The organism is Corynebacterium sp. HMSC055A01 (assembly GCF_001809405.1).
GTDB classification, from domain to species: Bacteria; Actinomycetota; Actinomycetes; order Mycobacteriales; family Mycobacteriaceae; genus Corynebacterium; species Corynebacterium hesseae.
In genome coordinates this window covers 147,370-160,420 of sequence record NZ_KV797588.1, presented here as the reverse complement: position 1 = coordinate 160,420, position 13,051 = coordinate 147,370, and the positions used below count along the sequence as shown (strand labels likewise).

18 protein-coding genes are annotated in these 13,051 nt (G+C 60.8%); 14 read left to right on the top strand and 4 right to left on the bottom strand.

The window, feature by feature from the left end:
• Positions 1-47: 47 nt before the first annotated feature.
• Positions 48-833 carry a formate/nitrite transporter family protein gene (locus HMPREF2604_RS09140; RefSeq protein ID WP_070530801.1) on the top strand — a complete coding sequence of 262 codons (786 nt, stop codon included), beginning with the start codon at positions 48-50 and terminating at the stop codon, positions 831-833.
• On the opposite strand, the gene fdhD is transcribed toward HMPREF2604_RS09140, so the two are convergent.
• Positions 802-1,653 (bottom strand): formate dehydrogenase accessory sulfurtransferase FdhD, encoded by an 852-nt coding sequence (gene fdhD / locus HMPREF2604_RS09135; RefSeq protein ID WP_070530799.1) that lies wholly within the window; start codon positions 1,651-1,653, stop codon positions 802-804. The two genes, HMPREF2604_RS09140 and fdhD, sit on opposite strands and share 32 nt — an antisense overlap.
• A complete protein-coding gene (locus HMPREF2604_RS09130) occupies positions 1,650-1,898 on the bottom strand; it encodes a DUF6457 domain-containing protein (protein WP_070563549.1) in 249 nt (82 codons plus the stop codon). Before HMPREF2604_RS09130 ends, fdhD begins: the two co-directional genes overlap by 4 nt.
• A gap of 310 nt (positions 1,899-2,208) precedes the next feature.
• Here HMPREF2604_RS09130 and rpsH point away from each other — a divergent pair, with 310 nt between their 5' ends.
• The 7 genes from rpsH (at position 2,209) to HMPREF2604_RS09095 (ending at position 5,333) form a co-directional block, all read left to right on the top strand.
• Entirely contained in the window at positions 2,209-2,592 is a 384-nt protein-coding gene (rpsH, locus tag HMPREF2604_RS09125) for a 30S ribosomal protein S8 (protein ID WP_070521703.1), read from the top strand.
• Between the two features lie 14 nt (positions 2,593-2,606).
• Positions 2,607-3,143 carry a 50S ribosomal protein L6 gene (rplF, locus tag HMPREF2604_RS09120; protein WP_070521700.1) on the top strand — a complete coding sequence of 179 codons (537 nt, stop codon included), beginning with the start codon at positions 2,607-2,609 and terminating at the stop codon, positions 3,141-3,143.
• Between the two features lie 3 nt (positions 3,144-3,146).
• Entirely contained in the window at positions 3,147-3,548 is a 402-nt protein-coding gene (gene rplR, locus HMPREF2604_RS09115) for a 50S ribosomal protein L18 (RefSeq protein ID WP_070521697.1), read from the top strand.
• A gap of 40 nt (positions 3,549-3,588) precedes the next feature.
• Positions 3,589-4,215: a 30S ribosomal protein S5 gene (gene rpsE, locus HMPREF2604_RS09110; RefSeq protein WP_070521694.1), complete on the top strand. Its 627-nt coding sequence runs from the start codon at positions 3,589-3,591 to the stop codon at positions 4,213-4,215.
• 3 nt (positions 4,216-4,218) lie between these two features.
• Positions 4,219-4,404 (top strand): 50S ribosomal protein L30, encoded by a 186-nt coding sequence (gene rpmD, locus HMPREF2604_RS09105; RefSeq protein WP_039673747.1) that lies wholly within the window; start codon positions 4,219-4,221, stop codon positions 4,402-4,404.
• A 3-nt stretch (positions 4,405-4,407) separates the two neighbouring features.
• Positions 4,408-4,854, top strand: a complete 447-nt coding sequence (rplO, locus tag HMPREF2604_RS09100) for a 50S ribosomal protein L15 (RefSeq protein WP_070521691.1) — start codon at positions 4,408-4,410, stop codon at positions 4,852-4,854.
• 140 nt (positions 4,855-4,994) lie between these two features.
• Positions 4,995-5,333, top strand: a complete 339-nt coding sequence (locus HMPREF2604_RS09095; RefSeq protein WP_070521688.1) for a hypothetical protein — start codon at positions 4,995-4,997, stop codon at positions 5,331-5,333.
• Between the two features lie 12 nt (positions 5,334-5,345).
• On the opposite strand, the gene HMPREF2604_RS09090 is transcribed toward HMPREF2604_RS09095, so the two are convergent.
• On the bottom strand, positions 5,346-6,827 hold the full coding sequence (locus HMPREF2604_RS09090; protein WP_070565055.1) for an FAD-binding oxidoreductase: 1,482 nt from the start codon (positions 6,825-6,827) through the stop codon (positions 5,346-5,348).
• Positions 6,828-6,844: 17 nt separating this feature from the next.
• Positions 6,845-8,152, bottom strand: a complete 1,308-nt coding sequence (locus tag HMPREF2604_RS09085; protein ID WP_070565052.1) for a class I SAM-dependent methyltransferase — start codon at positions 8,150-8,152, stop codon at positions 6,845-6,847.
• A 380-nt stretch (positions 8,153-8,532) separates the two neighbouring features.
• Here HMPREF2604_RS09085 and secY point away from each other — a divergent pair, with 380 nt between their 5' ends.
• The 6 genes from secY to rpsM all read left to right on the top strand — a co-directional run bounded on the left by secY (position 8,533) and on the right by rpsM (position 13,048).
• Positions 8,533-9,858, top strand: a complete 1,326-nt coding sequence (secY, locus tag HMPREF2604_RS09080; protein ID WP_070521679.1) for a preprotein translocase subunit SecY — start codon at positions 8,533-8,535, stop codon at positions 9,856-9,858.
• The gene (locus HMPREF2604_RS09075) at positions 9,858-10,403 is read left to right on the top strand and encodes an adenylate kinase (protein ID WP_070530790.1); all 546 of its coding nucleotides are present in this window, start codon (positions 9,858-9,860) and stop codon (positions 10,401-10,403) included. Before secY ends, HMPREF2604_RS09075 begins: the two co-directional genes overlap by 1 nt.
• Before the next feature lie 13 nt (positions 10,404-10,416).
• The gene (map, locus tag HMPREF2604_RS09070; RefSeq protein WP_070530789.1) at positions 10,417-11,211 is read left to right on the top strand and encodes a type I methionyl aminopeptidase; all 795 of its coding nucleotides are present in this window, start codon (positions 10,417-10,419) and stop codon (positions 11,209-11,211) included.
• 51 nt (positions 11,212-11,262) lie between these two features.
• Complete coding sequence (locus HMPREF2604_RS09065; protein ID WP_070565049.1) at positions 11,263-12,054, top strand: L,D-transpeptidase; 792 nt, start codon at positions 11,263-11,265, stop codon at positions 12,052-12,054.
• A 221-nt stretch (positions 12,055-12,275) separates the two neighbouring features.
• Positions 12,276-12,494 carry a translation initiation factor IF-1 gene (gene infA, locus HMPREF2604_RS09060; RefSeq protein ID WP_003854422.1) on the top strand — a complete coding sequence of 73 codons (219 nt, stop codon included), beginning with the start codon at positions 12,276-12,278 and terminating at the stop codon, positions 12,492-12,494.
• Positions 12,495-12,679: 185 nt separating this feature from the next.
• Positions 12,680-13,048, top strand: a complete 369-nt coding sequence (rpsM, locus tag HMPREF2604_RS09055) for a 30S ribosomal protein S13 (RefSeq protein WP_010189542.1) — start codon at positions 12,680-12,682, stop codon at positions 13,046-13,048.
• Positions 13,049-13,051 lie beyond the last annotated feature (3 nt).

Sequence of the window (13,051 nt, the reverse complement as noted above, 5' to 3'; positions counted from 1 at the left end):
TACACTACGAGCGTCTGAGAAGTCTGCGTCCCCCAGTGAGGTAAGAAATGTCCCTGAATGATGCTTCGGCAGCCGCGGTCAAGAAAAAGGTTGCGTTGCTCGATGAGTCCTTTGGCCGGTTCGCCGTGCGCTCCACCCTGGCGGGTGTGTACCTCGCCATCGGTACGGCGTTTGCTGCGGTGATGGGGATGGGCGTCGAGAAGCATGTGGAAGGCATGGGCTCGCTGGTGTTTGCCTGCCTGTTCGGCTTGGGTCTGTTTGCCATCGTCCTTCTCGGCGCGGAGCTGGCTACCGGCAACATGATGTACATGGTCTATGGCGCCGTAACTAAGCAGGTGGGCTGGGGCAAGGGCCTGTGGCTGCTGGTGGTCACGACGCTGTTTAACCTGGTTGGTGCTGCTCTCTTTGCCGCAGCTATGGGAATGTCGGCCAAGCTGGGCGGAATCGACCCCAACCATCTCATTGCTAACCTCTCGATGGGCAAGCTGACCAAGGGCCCAGGCGGGCTGCTGGTGGAGGCCATGCTGGCCAACTTCGTGGTCAACATGGCTATCGTCGGCGCGGTCTTTGCCAAGGATGTGGTGTCCAAGTTCTTCGTCATCGTGCCGATCATCGCCTGCTTCGTGGGCCTAGGCCTGGAGCACGTTATTGCCAACTTCTGCCTGATGACCCTGACCTTCTTCTGCGCCAGCCCGCTGCCGGAAGGCTTTACCCTCGGCGCGGTGTTGGCCAACTGGTCCATCGTGTGGGTGGGAAACCTCATCGGCGGCGGCTTCCTTATTGGCGGCGTGTACGCCTGGCTTAACTCTGGCCCGGAGGCGTACCGCGACTAAGTTCGCCCGAGTAGAGGTTGAAGCGGTCGCCGCGGGCAAAGCCCACGAGCGCCATGCCGGTTTCCCGGGCGGTTTCCACCGCCAGCGAGGAGGCCGCGGAGACCGCAACGAGCATGCCGAAGCCGGCCATAGCAGCCTTGTTGACCAGCTCGAAGCTGGCGCGCGAGCTCATCACCAGGATGAGGTCGCTGGCGGGCAGCATTCCTTCCATCAGTAGGTGGCCGATGACCTTGTCGGCGGCGTTGTGCCTGCCGACGTCCTCGCGTACAACGACGGGTTCTCCCTCGAGCGTGAAGGCGCCCGCGGCGTGGATGCCGCCGGTTTTGCGGAACTGCTTCTGTTCCGCTTTCAAGGCGCCGGGCAGCTTGGCGACGATCCCCGGATCCACCGGCACCTGTGGGATTGAGTATCGCGACTGCATCATCAGCGCCTCGATAGAGGAGGTGCCGCACACTCCGCACGCAGACGTGGTTGTCGTCAGGCGGAGATCGGCGAGGCTGATCGCGTGGGGGTTGGCTAGCTCAACGTCGAGCAGGTTATAGGGGTTGCGCCCGTCCACTGAGGCACCGGCGCAGTAGCGCGCCTCGGTGACATCGCTGGCCTTCTCGATGTGGCCCTCGGAATGAAGAAAACCATGGGCCAGCTCGACATCGTGGCCGGGCGTGCGCATCGTCGTGGTCAGCGTTTGTCCGCCCACGCGGATCTCCAAAGGCTCTTCGCCGGCGACGGTATCGCCGCGGGTATCGACCTGGATGACCTCTCCGTGCTCATCGAGGCGCACCTTGGTCACGGCGAAGGTGGCGTTGACGCGCCCGCTCATCGGTTGAGGGCCTCCTTGAGCGTGGCGATGTGGGTGCGGGCCTCGTCGACGTCCTTCGAGGCCAAACCGACCAGGTACGCCGTCAGCGGGGCAGCGGGGCGCGATTGGGTATGCGCGACGTCCTTGGTCAGATCGAGGAGTTCTCTAACCAAGGCGGTGGCGTCGGCCGGGGAGACGCCGACAAGCTCGGCAGCCTCCTCAAGCCACTGGTGTGCCGTGCGGATGGGGTCTTGTTCTTCACTCATGACTTCCCATGCTAACGCGTTTTGGAAAACAGCATGTCAGCGAGTAAAGTAAGCCGAAGGACTTGCATTTTTCCTCCTCCGCGCCGCAAAAATGGCGCTGGAGGTGCGCAAATGTGCCAAGCCGGAAGAATTGAACACATCTACTTTGTTGTAGGCCCCTCGCCGTAGACAGCGGACCGTTGTCTGTATCAAAGGGTGGCGAGCGCCTCGCGGTATTGACCGCGGGGAGCGTGAGTAGCCCGAAATCACACGGAAAACGCTTTGGTGAGCTTTAAGGGAACCGCAACGAGAAAGGTTACAGGTCACTCATATGACTATGACTGATCCTATTGCCGACATGTTGTCGCGCGTGCGCAATGCATCCAATGCGCACCACGATTCCGTGTCGATGCCGACCTCCAAGCTCAAGGCGAACATCGCCGAGATCTTGAAGCAGGAAGGCTACATCGCTGACTACTCCGTCGAGGGCCGCGAGCTGTCCCTCGAGCTTAAGTACAACAATCGTGAGCGTTCCCTCTCGGGTCTGCGTCGCGTGTCTAAGCCGGGTCTGCGTGTGTACGCAAAGTCCACCGAACTGCCGCAGGTTCTGGGCGGCCTGGGCGTGGCCATCATTTCCACGTCTCAGGGTCTGCTTACCGACCGTCAGGCTCAGGAGAAGGGTGTAGGCGGAGAAGTTCTCGCCTACGTCTGGTAAGGGAGGATTGACACATGTCTCGTATCGGTCTAGCACCTATCGCCGTCCCGAAGGGCGTCGACATCACCATCAATGGCCAGGTTGTCAACGTGAAGGGGTCCAAGGGCTCCCTCGAGGTTGAGCTGCCGGAGCCGATCACCGCAGCCGTCGAGGACGATGAGATCAAGGTCTCCCGTCCGGACGACGACCGCAAGAACCGCGCACTGCACGGTCTGGCCCGCTCCCTGGTCAACAACGCCGTCGTTGGCGTGACCGAGGGCTACACCAAGAAGATGGAAATCTTCGGTGTTGGTTACCGCGTCCAGCAGAAGGGTAAGGACCTGGAGTTCTCTCTGGGCTACTCCCACCCGATCCTCATCAAGGCTCCGGAGGGCATCACCTTCGCTGTGGATGGCGCAACCAAGCTCTCCGTATCTGGTATTGACAAGCAACTGGTTGGACAGGTCGCCGCGTACATCCGCCGCCTGCGTAAGGACGATCCTTACAAGGGCAAGGGTATTCGCTACGACGGCGAGCAGATCCGCCGCAAGGTCGGAAAGACGGGTAAGTAAGCAATGGCTAACACTGAAAACGCAAAGCGCACCCCGGTTGGCAAGGACATTTCCTCGCGTCGTCGTGAAGCACGCGCGCGCCGCCACTTCCGCATCCGTAAGACCCTCCGCGGCACCCCTGAGGCACCGCGTCTGGTCGTTCACCGCTCCTCCCGCCACATGCACGTTCAGGTCATCGACGACCTGGCCGGCCACACCCTGGCCGCTGCTTCCTCCATGGAAGCCGACGTGCGTGCACTCGAGGGCGATAAGAAGGCCAAGGCTGCCAAGGTAGGCCAGCTCATCGCTGAGCGCGCCAAGGCCGCTGGCATCGAGAAGGTCGTCTTCGACCGTGCAGGCTACAAGTACCACGGCCGCGTTGCTGCGCTGGCCGAAGCTGCTCGTGAAGGTGGTCTGCAGTTCTAATGATTAAGGCATACGGAAACATCAACGGAAGGAACGCCTAATGTCGGACCGTGAACAGCGTGACGGCGGACGCTCCGCCGAGAACAACAACGACCGCAAGGGTCGCAACAACGGCCGTCGTAACGACCGCCGCAACCACCAGGACAACGAGCGCGATAAGTACATCGAGCGCGTTGTGACCATCAACCGCGTCTCCAAGACCGTTAAGGGTGGCCGCAACATGTCCTTCACCGCTCTCGTCGTCGTTGGCGACGGCCAGGGCATGGTTGGCGTCGGCTACGGCAAGGCCAAGGAAGTCCCGGCCGCAATCCAGAAGGGTGCAGAAGAGGCTCGCAAGAACTTCTTCCGCGTCCCGATGATTGCCGGCACCATTACCCACCCGGTTGAGGGTCGCGACGCAGCTGGCATCGTCATGATGAAGCCGGCCGCTCCGGGTACCGGTGTCATCGCCGGTGGTGCTGCTCGTCCGGTGCTTGAGTGCGCCGGTGTGCAGGACATCTTGTCGAAGTCCCTGGGCTCCGACAACGCTCTCAACGTCGTCCGCGCTACCGTGGACGGCCTCAAGCAGCTGGTTCGCCCGGAGGAAGTTGCTGCACGCCGCGGCAAGTCCCTCGAGGAGGTCGCACCGGCCCAGATGCTGCGCAAGCGCGCAGGTCAGGAGGCATAAGCAATGGCTCTGAAGATTACTCAGGTAAAGGGCCTTGTGGGCACCAAGCCGAACCACCGCGCCAACATTGAGGCCCTTGGTCTCAAGCGCATCGGACACTCTGTTGTAAAGCAGGACACCCCGATTATTCGCGGCATGGTTCACAAGGTGCGTCACCTGGTCACCGTCGAAGAAGTGGCAGGGGAGTAAACCATGGCTGATATCATCAAGCTCCACGACCTGCGCCCGTCCGCAGGCTCCAATAAGCCCAAAACCCGCGTCGGCCGCGGTGAGGCATCCAAGGGTAAGACCGCTGGTCGCGGTACCAAGGGCACCGGTGCTCGCAAGCAGGTTTCCGCTGCTTTCGAGGGTGGCCAGATGCCGATCCACATGCGTCTGCCGAAGCTCAAGGGCTTCAAGAACCCGAACCACGTTGAGTACCAGGTAGTCAACGTTGCTGACCTCGCAGAGGCTTTCGCTCAGGGTGGCGACGTCACCGTAGCGGACATCGTCGCTGCTGGCCTGGTTCGCAAGAACCAGCCGGTCAAGGTTCTGGGCAACGGCGACATCAACGTTAAGTTGAACGTCACGGCTGACAAGTTCTCCAAGTCTGCTGTTGAGAAGATCGAGGCTGCTGGCGGCACCGCCACCACCAAGTAAATCTTTACTCAGTAGATTTCTTCCCCCTGTCCACCGCATTCGTGCGGGGCAGGGGGATTTTTCATGCCTATTGTGCGCGCGGAGCTAAGAAGAGTAGTATCACCCTTGGTTAAATCTTAGTAAGCGTTAAGGAGATTGTTATGTCGTCCGTATCTTCCATCGTGGCAACCGCCATCGCCGCACTTCTGCCCCTGGCTGGCGTTACTGGCCCCGTCGATGCACAGGAGATGCTCTCCCAGCCAGAGTCCGCCACCAGCACGGAAAACCTGCCCAGCGGCGAGCTGGCGGTGCAGCGCGAGCTGGCCCTTGCCACCCAGGAGCTGGGGCACGACTTCATGACCATCCGCTTTGAAGGCAATGACACCGCGCACATCGTCTTCCTGGAAACCTACAACCCCGACACCGACCAGGCCGCCGTGGACCGCGTGATGAAGGCCCTGGCCACCAACGGTTATGATCGCGTCGATGCAGTTGCCTAGGAAGGCAGCGCGCTACGCGTCGTTGACCGTCTTTTCATAGAGGCCGGGGAAGCGGCTGTCCGGGTCAGTGAGCGCTTTAATGCGCTCCGGCAGGTCACCGCCGTAGAGCTCGGCAAATTCTTCGGGGGAGTAGAAGGCTTCTGAATACAGCGACTTATGCCCGCCGAGCTCGCTGACTTTAGCTTCGATGACGCGGTTGAAGGCGCCGTTGCCCGGGGCGGAGGGGTCGACGTGATTGCCCTCCACGCCTGACCAGAACCCCACGTTGACCCAGGTTTGGTCCGGGCGCAGCGGGTACAGCGGCCACGGGGCGGGGGAATCAGCCGCGAGAGAGCCGGTGCCGACGAGGTCTTCGACGCCCTCGCGAAGTCGAATCGGGCACAGCCACACCGGTTGAATATCGGAGGCCGCAAAGAACCAGTCCAAGAACTCCGGCAAGTTCTCCGGGGTGACCTCGATGTCCTGCACCACGCGCTCACCCCGCGGCAGGCCCTTTGGCTTCTTGATGAAGTTGTACTCCAGCTCGTATTTCCGGTCCAGGCGCACGAGCTTCCAGTAGAAGGAACTGCGCCGCAGCTGCCGCGGCCACACCTTGCGCACCCGCGGGTTCTGCGCGCCAAAGGCTCGCGAGCACCAGAACCAGTCAGTATCCCAGCGCCAGATGTAATCGCGCACCGTGAGGCGGTCGCGGCGAATACCCCGGGCGTGCTGGAGGCTGCGGTAGAAAATCTCCTCCCTCGTGTAGTCGGAGGTTGGGCCCTCCTCCTCCGTGAAACGGGCCATGACCAGGTAGGATTCCTCCGGAGAGAAGACCACGCCATCGAGGCCGTGGACATCGAGGCCGTCGTAGGAGTGGGTGCGGGAGACGTCGTCAAGCGTGCGTGCCAAGGACTCAAAGTCGTGGAAGCGCACCTCCCTCAGTTCCACGTAAGGCTTCACCGCGCGCAGCTCAATCTTGAGGCGCACCGCATAGCCCAAGGAGCCATAGGAGTTGGGGAAGAGACGGAAGAGATCGACATTCTCCTCGCGCGAGCACGTGAGAATCTCGCCAGTACCGGTGAGGATGTCCATCTCCAGCACGGATTCGTGCGGCAATCCATCGCGGAAGCTCGTGGACTCCACGCCCATGCCCGTTACCGCGCCGCCGAGCGTAATGGTCTTGAGCTGCGGCACCACGAAGGGCATAAGGCCGTGCGGCAAGGTGGCGTCGACAAGGTCCTCGTAGGTGCACATGCCTTGAACCTCGGCGGTCTGCGCAATTGGATCGACCTCAATGACCCCACCCAGACCGGACACGTCGAGCCCCACCTGCTCGCCGCTGCGCCCGCGGAAAAGGTTCGAGGTTTTCTTTGCCAGACGTACGCGCTTATCCTTCGGCACCGCGCGGAAGCTACGCAGGAGCTTATCGACGCCTTGCCTGTGCGCCCGCCAGCCCACCGGCGGGATTTCCACGGCGTCGACGCTGCGGTGATTGCGAATGAGATCAGTCAACATAGAATTCCTTTAAGTCTTTAGAAGCGCGAATCTTCCCACCAGCGGCGCTCGGGCACGCCGGAACGAGAACCGGCCTCACCCAGCTTGACGCCCAAGAAGTGGTACAAGTTGATGATGTTGTGCTCGAAGCCCCACTCGGAGCCGGCCATATAGATGGCCCACAGGCGCGCGGTGGGAAGGCCCACCAGAGAGCAGGCCTCCACCCACGTCTCCTTGAGGTTCTCGCACCAATCGTGCAGAGTGCGCATGTAGTCGAAGCGCAGGGATTCCGTGTGGACAACCTCGAAGCCGGCATCCTGCATGCACTTCGTAATGGTGCCGGAGCCGGAGAGCTCACCGTCGGGGAAGATATAGCGGTCAATGAAGCCGCCCTTCGGAGTCTTGTGATTATCCGGGTAGGTAATGCAGTGGTTGAGCATCAATCCACCCGGCTTGAGCTTGCCGTTGAGGAAGCTAAAGAAGTCCGGGTAGTTCTTGACGCCAATGTGCTCGAGTAGCCCGATGGCGGAGATAGCGTCGAAGCCTTCCTCGGTGACATCGCGATAGTCCATGAAGCGGATTTCCGCGAGGTCCTCGAGACCCTCCTCCTTGATCTTGGCCTGGCCCCACTCAGCCTGCTCCTTGGAGAGGGTTACTCCGAGGGACTTCACACCGCGCTTGGCGGCGTAGCGCACCATGCCGCCCCAGCCGCAGCCGACGTCCAGGTGGCGGTCACCCTCCTTGAGCCGCAACTTGTCGAAGATGAGGCGATACTTGTTTTCCTGGGCCTCATCCAGCGTGGCGTCGGGGGAGGGGTAGTAGGCGCAGGTATACGTCATCGAGTCACCGAGGAAAAGCTCGTAGAAGTCATTACCCACGTCGTAGTGATCGGAGATGACGTCCGCGTCGCGTTCCTTGGAGTGCTTGGACAATCCTTCGTGCAGCTTGCGGCGCAGCCACGAGGCTCGCTCGACTTCCGGGACCGGCTGGATCTGGAAAGCTCCCATCGAGGCCAGGGAGCGTGCCACCCTGGCCAAGGTCTTCGCGTCCGGGCGGGTGAACTTGTCATACATGGCGTGCAGCGCATCGAAGATGCCGTAGGGGTGCGCCGGGTGTTCGCCCTCGACAGTGATGCCGTCGGTGACATAAGCGCGGGCAAATCCTACATCCCCTGGGTGAGTCGCGATATAGGCCAAGCCCTGGAGGTTGTTGATCTTGACGGTAAACTGCGCATCGGCTGGGCCGGTGGCGGAACCATCGAAAGCCTCCCAGCGGAAGGGGTTGGGGCTGGGGACGAAGGTATCGATAATCTCGGCCACGGTCATTGGAGAGAATCGCTTACTCATAAAACTACATACTTCTTTCGGTTCATTGGCTGGCAGAAAAAGAACGGCCATACTCCGAGACGCCCCGGGCGTCTCGGGGGAGGTCGAAAAGACGTAGAAATCTTGTAAGGACATTGCCTTCAGACAACACAGGCAATGGTAGGCCCAATCCGGGGATAGCGCTAAGGGAGAAACTAAAAAGGGGACCTCCGGGCGGCCATGTGCGGGGTTAATGTGGCGAAAGTGGCCAAGGCTGGTAGGGTAATGGGGTCAAAAGTGTTCAACCGTTCCTATGAGATGCCTTAAGAGGGCTCTTAGCTTTTGGGAACAGATGAGATCCACCCCCGTGCGCGGCGAATTCGAACCGCACAACAAGCGCGGTAGGCCAGGAGGATTAAGTAGTGTCCGCCATTTTGCAGGCTTTTAAAGATGCCGACCTGCGTAAGAAGATCATCTTCACGCTCGTGTTGATTATCCTCTACCGCGTTGGCGCGCAGATCCCGTCGCCGGGCGTTGATTACGCCACCATCGCCGGCCGCCTTCGTGACCTCACGGAGGAATCCGGCAACCTCTACTCGGTGATCAACCTGTTCTCCGGTGGCGCGCTGCTGCAGCTGTCGATCTTCGCCATCGGCATCATGCCGTACATTACGGCGTCGATTATCGTGCAGCTGCTCACCGTGGTGATTCCTCACTTCGAGCAGTTGAAGAAGGAGGGGCAGTCCGGTCAGGCCAAGATGACGCAGTACACGCGCTACCTCACCCTGGCGCTGGCGCTTCTGCAGTCTTCGGGCATTGTGGCCCTGGCGGACCGCGAGCAACTCTTGGGGCAAGGCGTACGCGTCCTGGCGGAGGACCGTAACTTCTTCACCCTCGTCGTGCTCGTTATCACCATGACCTCCGGCGCCATCCTCGTGATGTGGATGGGTGAGCTGATTACGGAGAAGGGCATTGGTAACGGTATGTCGCTGATGATTTTCGCCGGTATTGCTACCCGCCTTCCCACCGATGGTGTCAGCATCATGCAGAACAACGGTGGCCTCGTCTTCGCCATGGTGGTTGCCGGCCTCATCGTCCTCGTCGTGGGCATCACCTTCATCGAGCAGGGCCAGCGCCGCATTCCGGTGCAGTACGCAAAGCGTATGGTTGGCCGTCGCCAGTACGGTGGTTCGTCGACCTACCTGCCGCTCAAGGTCAACCAGGCCGGCGTTATCCCGGTTATCTTCGCTTCCTCGCTGATCTACATGCCAGTGCTTATCACCCAGATCGTCAACTCCGGCTCTCCGGGCGTGTCCGATAACTGGTGGCAGCGCAACGTGATTGCGCACCTGCAGGCACCGAGCTCCTGGCAGTACATCGTCCTCTACTTCGTCCTCACCATCTTCTTCTCCTACTTCTATGTCTCGGTTCAGTATGACCCTGCTGAACAGGCGGAGAACATGAAGAAGTATGGTGGATTTATCCCGGGTATCCGCCCGGGTCGGCCGACCGCCGAATACCTGGGATTCGTCATGAACCGCCTTCTGTTCGTCGGTTCGATCTACCTGGCGCTCATCGCTGTTCTGCCGAATATACTTCTGGACCTCGGCGTGGGCCGCGCAGGTGCCAGCGGCACTTCCGCCTTCGGCGGTACTGCCATCCTCATTATGGTCTCGGTGGCCCTGACCACGGTCAAGCAAATCGAGTCCCAGCTCCTACAATCCAACTACGAAGGACTGCTTAAGTAATGCGTTACGTACTCCTTGGCCCTCCCGGTGCCGGCAAGGGCACCCAAGCCGCCCTCCTCAGCGAAAAGCTCGGCGTTCCGCACATCTCCACCGGTGACCTCTTCCGCGCCAACATTGGTGAGGGCACCCCGCTCGGCGTCGAGGCTAAGTCCTACATCGACGCCGGCAAGCTGGTGCCGACTGATGTCACCGCCCGCATGGTGGAGGACCGCCTCAACCAGGATGACGCCAAGGATGGCTTCCTTCTCGACGGCTTCCCCCGCACTGTGGAGCAGGCCGACATTCTTGAGAAGCTCCTCTCCGACAAGGGCCTGAAGCTCGACGGCGTGCTGAACTTTGAGGTATCCGAGGACGTCGTGGTCGAGCGCATGCTCGCCCGCGGCCGCGCGGACGACACCGAGGAGACCATCCGTACACGCCTGGGCGTCTACCGCGAGGAGACCTTCCCGCTCATCGAGCACTATGGCGATGCCATCATCTCCATTAAGGCTGAAGGAACCGTTGAGGAAATCAACGAGCGTACCCTGAAGGCAATGGGCAAGTAGCCCGTCTTTTGTCATGGCTTTTCGTCGACGCACTAAAACGATTCCGGCCCGCACCCCGGGCGAGCTTGATGCCATGCAGGCGGCTGGCGAAATCGTCGGCCGCGCCCTGCAGGCGGTGCGTGCCGCCGCTGCAGTTGGCGTGAGTACGCTCGAGCTCGACCACGTAGCCGAGCAGACCATTCGAGATGCCGGTGCCGTGCCCACCTTCAAGGGCTACGGCGGTTTTCCGGGGTCCATCTGTGCGTCAGTCAACGACGTCATTGTCCATGGCATACCCAGCAAGGAGATTGTCCTCGCTGAAGGGGACCTTGTCTCTATCGACTGTGGCGCCACGCTCGACGGCTGGGTGGGGGATAGCGCGTGGACGTTTGGCGTCGGCAAGCTCAGCTCTGAGGCGCAGGCGCTGTCTGATGCCACCGAATGGGTCCTGCACGAAGGGCTTAAGGCCATGGTCCCCGGCAACCGGCTTACCGACGTCTCCGCAGCCCTCGAACAGGCCACCTACCGCGCCGAGGATAAGTTCGGCGTGGACCTGTTTATTGTTGACGGCTACGGCGGCCACGGTATCGGCCACGAAATGCACGAAGACCCATACCTGGCCAATGAAGGCAAGGCAGGGCGCGGTCCCATCATCCAGGAGGGCTCCGTCCTGGCCATTGAACCGATGCTGGCGCTGGGCACTGAGGACAACGCCGTGCTTGACGACGACTGGACCGTTGTCACCCTCGACGGATCGCTGGCTGCCCACTGGGAACACACCGTGGCGGCAACGGAGAATGGTCCTCGAATTCTGACACAGCGTTACTAAAACGCAACATTCAGGTAGGAAAACCGTGGAGGAAGGTTTATACTTCTCCACATGTCTAAGATTCGCTCCTTTGTTGGCGCTCGTTCCCTACGCCGTGCCACCGCAATTGGCCTGGTAGCCGCCACTCTCTCGGTTGCCCCCGCCGCAAACGCACAGACGGTCCCTTCGATTGATTCCCTGTCCTCCGACGTCCAATCTCAGATTGATGAGTTCGCCGGCCAGACCCGTGAGAACGCGTGGAACAGCCGCAACCAGATGCTGGAGACGCTGCACAACGTTAACCCGCAGGCTGCTGATGCCCTGCGCCCCGTCATCGACGGTGCCATTGAACTGGTCTTCCCGGGCCTCATTGAGCAGAAGAACGCCGAGATTCGTGCGGCTCGCGAAGCTGCAGAGCGCGCTCACGCTGAGCAGGTCGCACGCGAGAAAGCCGCCGCTGAGGAGGCTGCCCGCAAGGCCGAGGCTGAGCGCCAGGCTCAGCGCTTTGATGTCGGCCCGTGCCCCGCGGATGCGCGCATCTGCGTAGACCGCGACGGCCGCCGCTCGTGGCTGCAGGACGGCAACGGCAACGTGACCTATGTTGCTCAGGGCATGTCCACCGGTATGCCGGGCCAGGAGACCCCGGCCGGTACGTTCTACATCAACCGCAAGATCAAAGACGAGATTTCTTGGGAGTTTGGCAACGCTCCGATGCCCTACGCCATGTACTTCACCAATAACGGCCATGCTTTCCATGAGGGCTCCCCGGCATACCAGTCCAATGGCTGCGTACGCCTGACCCACCAGGATGCTGTGCGCTACTGGAATGATGTGCCGATGGGTTCCAAGGTCTTCATCTACTAGAACCGCAGCGGCTAGTAGCCGACTCTCTCGCATACCTCCCGCGCCTTTGGGCGATGGGAGGTTTTATATTTGGAAAACGCGTATCCGCAGCGTATGCTTTAGAGCTGGTGTCTGTACGCAGCCAAAGTGGTTGTGGAGGACACCAGGCAGTAGACACCAAACATGCAGGTGGGGGCGTCGTCAAGCGCGGCGCGAAGAACCCCACCAGAAAAGTAGAGGTTATGGCTAAGGAAGGCGCAATCGAGGTTGAGGGTCGCATCGTCGAACCCCTGCCCAACGCAATGTTCCGCGTCGAGCTCGACAACGGGCATAAGGTACTTGCCCACATTTCGGGCAAGATGCGTCAGCACTACATCCGCATCCTCCCGGAGGATCGCGTTGTCGTGGAGCTGTCTCCTTATGACCTAACCCGCGGACGCATCGTCTACCGCTACAAGTAAAGACAGTAAGCCTCCTCACCCACGGGACGCACTTGGTGCGTCCCTTTCTACCTCAGGCTGCGATGGCCTGAGCCCACGCTGCTAAGCATGCCCACAGTTCCCCGGCACGGCCCGGGGCGAAGCGTATGCGTGGCGGGGGACGGATGAGGAGAAAACCATCGTAACAACCCGAAAGGACTAGCCATATGGCACGTCTAGCTGGTGTTGACCTCCCGCGCAACAAGCGCATGGAGGTTGCTCTCACCTACATCTACGGCATCGGGCCTGCCCGTGCCAAGGAGCTGCTGGAAAAGACCGGCATTTCTCCTGACCTGCGCACCGACAACCTCGACGATGATCAGCTGTCGGCGCTGCGTGACGTCATCGAAGCTACCTGGAAGGTCGAGGGTGACCTCCGCCGCCAGGTTCAGGCTGACATCCGTCGCAAGATTGAAATCGGTTGCTACCAGGGCATCCGCCACCGTCGTGGCCTGCCCGTTCGTGGTCAGCGCACCAAGACCAACGCTCGTACGCGCAAGGGTCCGAAGAAGACGATCGCAGGAAAGAAGAAGTAACAC

Coding starts and splice junctions, on each gene's coding strand:
- HMPREF2604_RS09140 (WP_070530801.1), top strand. CDS start 48: ATGTCCCTGAATGATGCTTCGGCAGCCGCGGTCAAGAAAAAGGTTGCG.
- fdhD (WP_070530799.1), bottom strand. CDS start 1,653: ATGAGCGGGCGCGTCAACGCCACCTTCGCCGTGACCAAGGTGCGCCTC.
- HMPREF2604_RS09130 (WP_070563549.1), bottom strand. CDS start 1,898: ATGAGTGAAGAACAAGACCCCATCCGCACGGCACACCAGTGGCTTGAG.
- rpsH (WP_070521703.1), top strand. CDS start 2,209: ATGACTATGACTGATCCTATTGCCGACATGTTGTCGCGCGTGCGCAAT.
- rplF (WP_070521700.1), top strand. CDS start 2,607: ATGTCTCGTATCGGTCTAGCACCTATCGCCGTCCCGAAGGGCGTCGAC.
- rplR (WP_070521697.1), top strand. CDS start 3,147: ATGGCTAACACTGAAAACGCAAAGCGCACCCCGGTTGGCAAGGACATT.
- rpsE (WP_070521694.1), top strand. CDS start 3,589: ATGTCGGACCGTGAACAGCGTGACGGCGGACGCTCCGCCGAGAACAAC.
- rpmD (WP_039673747.1), top strand. CDS start 4,219: ATGGCTCTGAAGATTACTCAGGTAAAGGGCCTTGTGGGCACCAAGCCG.
- rplO (WP_070521691.1), top strand. CDS start 4,408: ATGGCTGATATCATCAAGCTCCACGACCTGCGCCCGTCCGCAGGCTCC.
- HMPREF2604_RS09095 (WP_070521688.1), top strand. CDS start 4,995: ATGTCGTCCGTATCTTCCATCGTGGCAACCGCCATCGCCGCACTTCTG.
- HMPREF2604_RS09090 (WP_070565055.1), bottom strand. CDS start 6,827: ATGTTGACTGATCTCATTCGCAATCACCGCAGCGTCGACGCCGTGGAA.
- HMPREF2604_RS09085 (WP_070565052.1), bottom strand. CDS start 8,152: ATGAGTAAGCGATTCTCTCCAATGACCGTGGCCGAGATTATCGATACC.
- HMPREF2604_RS09075 (WP_070530790.1), top strand. CDS start 9,858: ATGCGTTACGTACTCCTTGGCCCTCCCGGTGCCGGCAAGGGCACCCAA.
- map (WP_070530789.1), top strand. CDS start 10,417: ATGGCTTTTCGTCGACGCACTAAAACGATTCCGGCCCGCACCCCGGGC.
- HMPREF2604_RS09065 (WP_070565049.1), top strand. CDS start 11,263: ATGTCTAAGATTCGCTCCTTTGTTGGCGCTCGTTCCCTACGCCGTGCC.
- infA (WP_003854422.1), top strand. CDS start 12,276: ATGGCTAAGGAAGGCGCAATCGAGGTTGAGGGTCGCATCGTCGAACCC.
- rpsM (WP_010189542.1), top strand. CDS start 12,680: ATGGCACGTCTAGCTGGTGTTGACCTCCCGCGCAACAAGCGCATGGAG.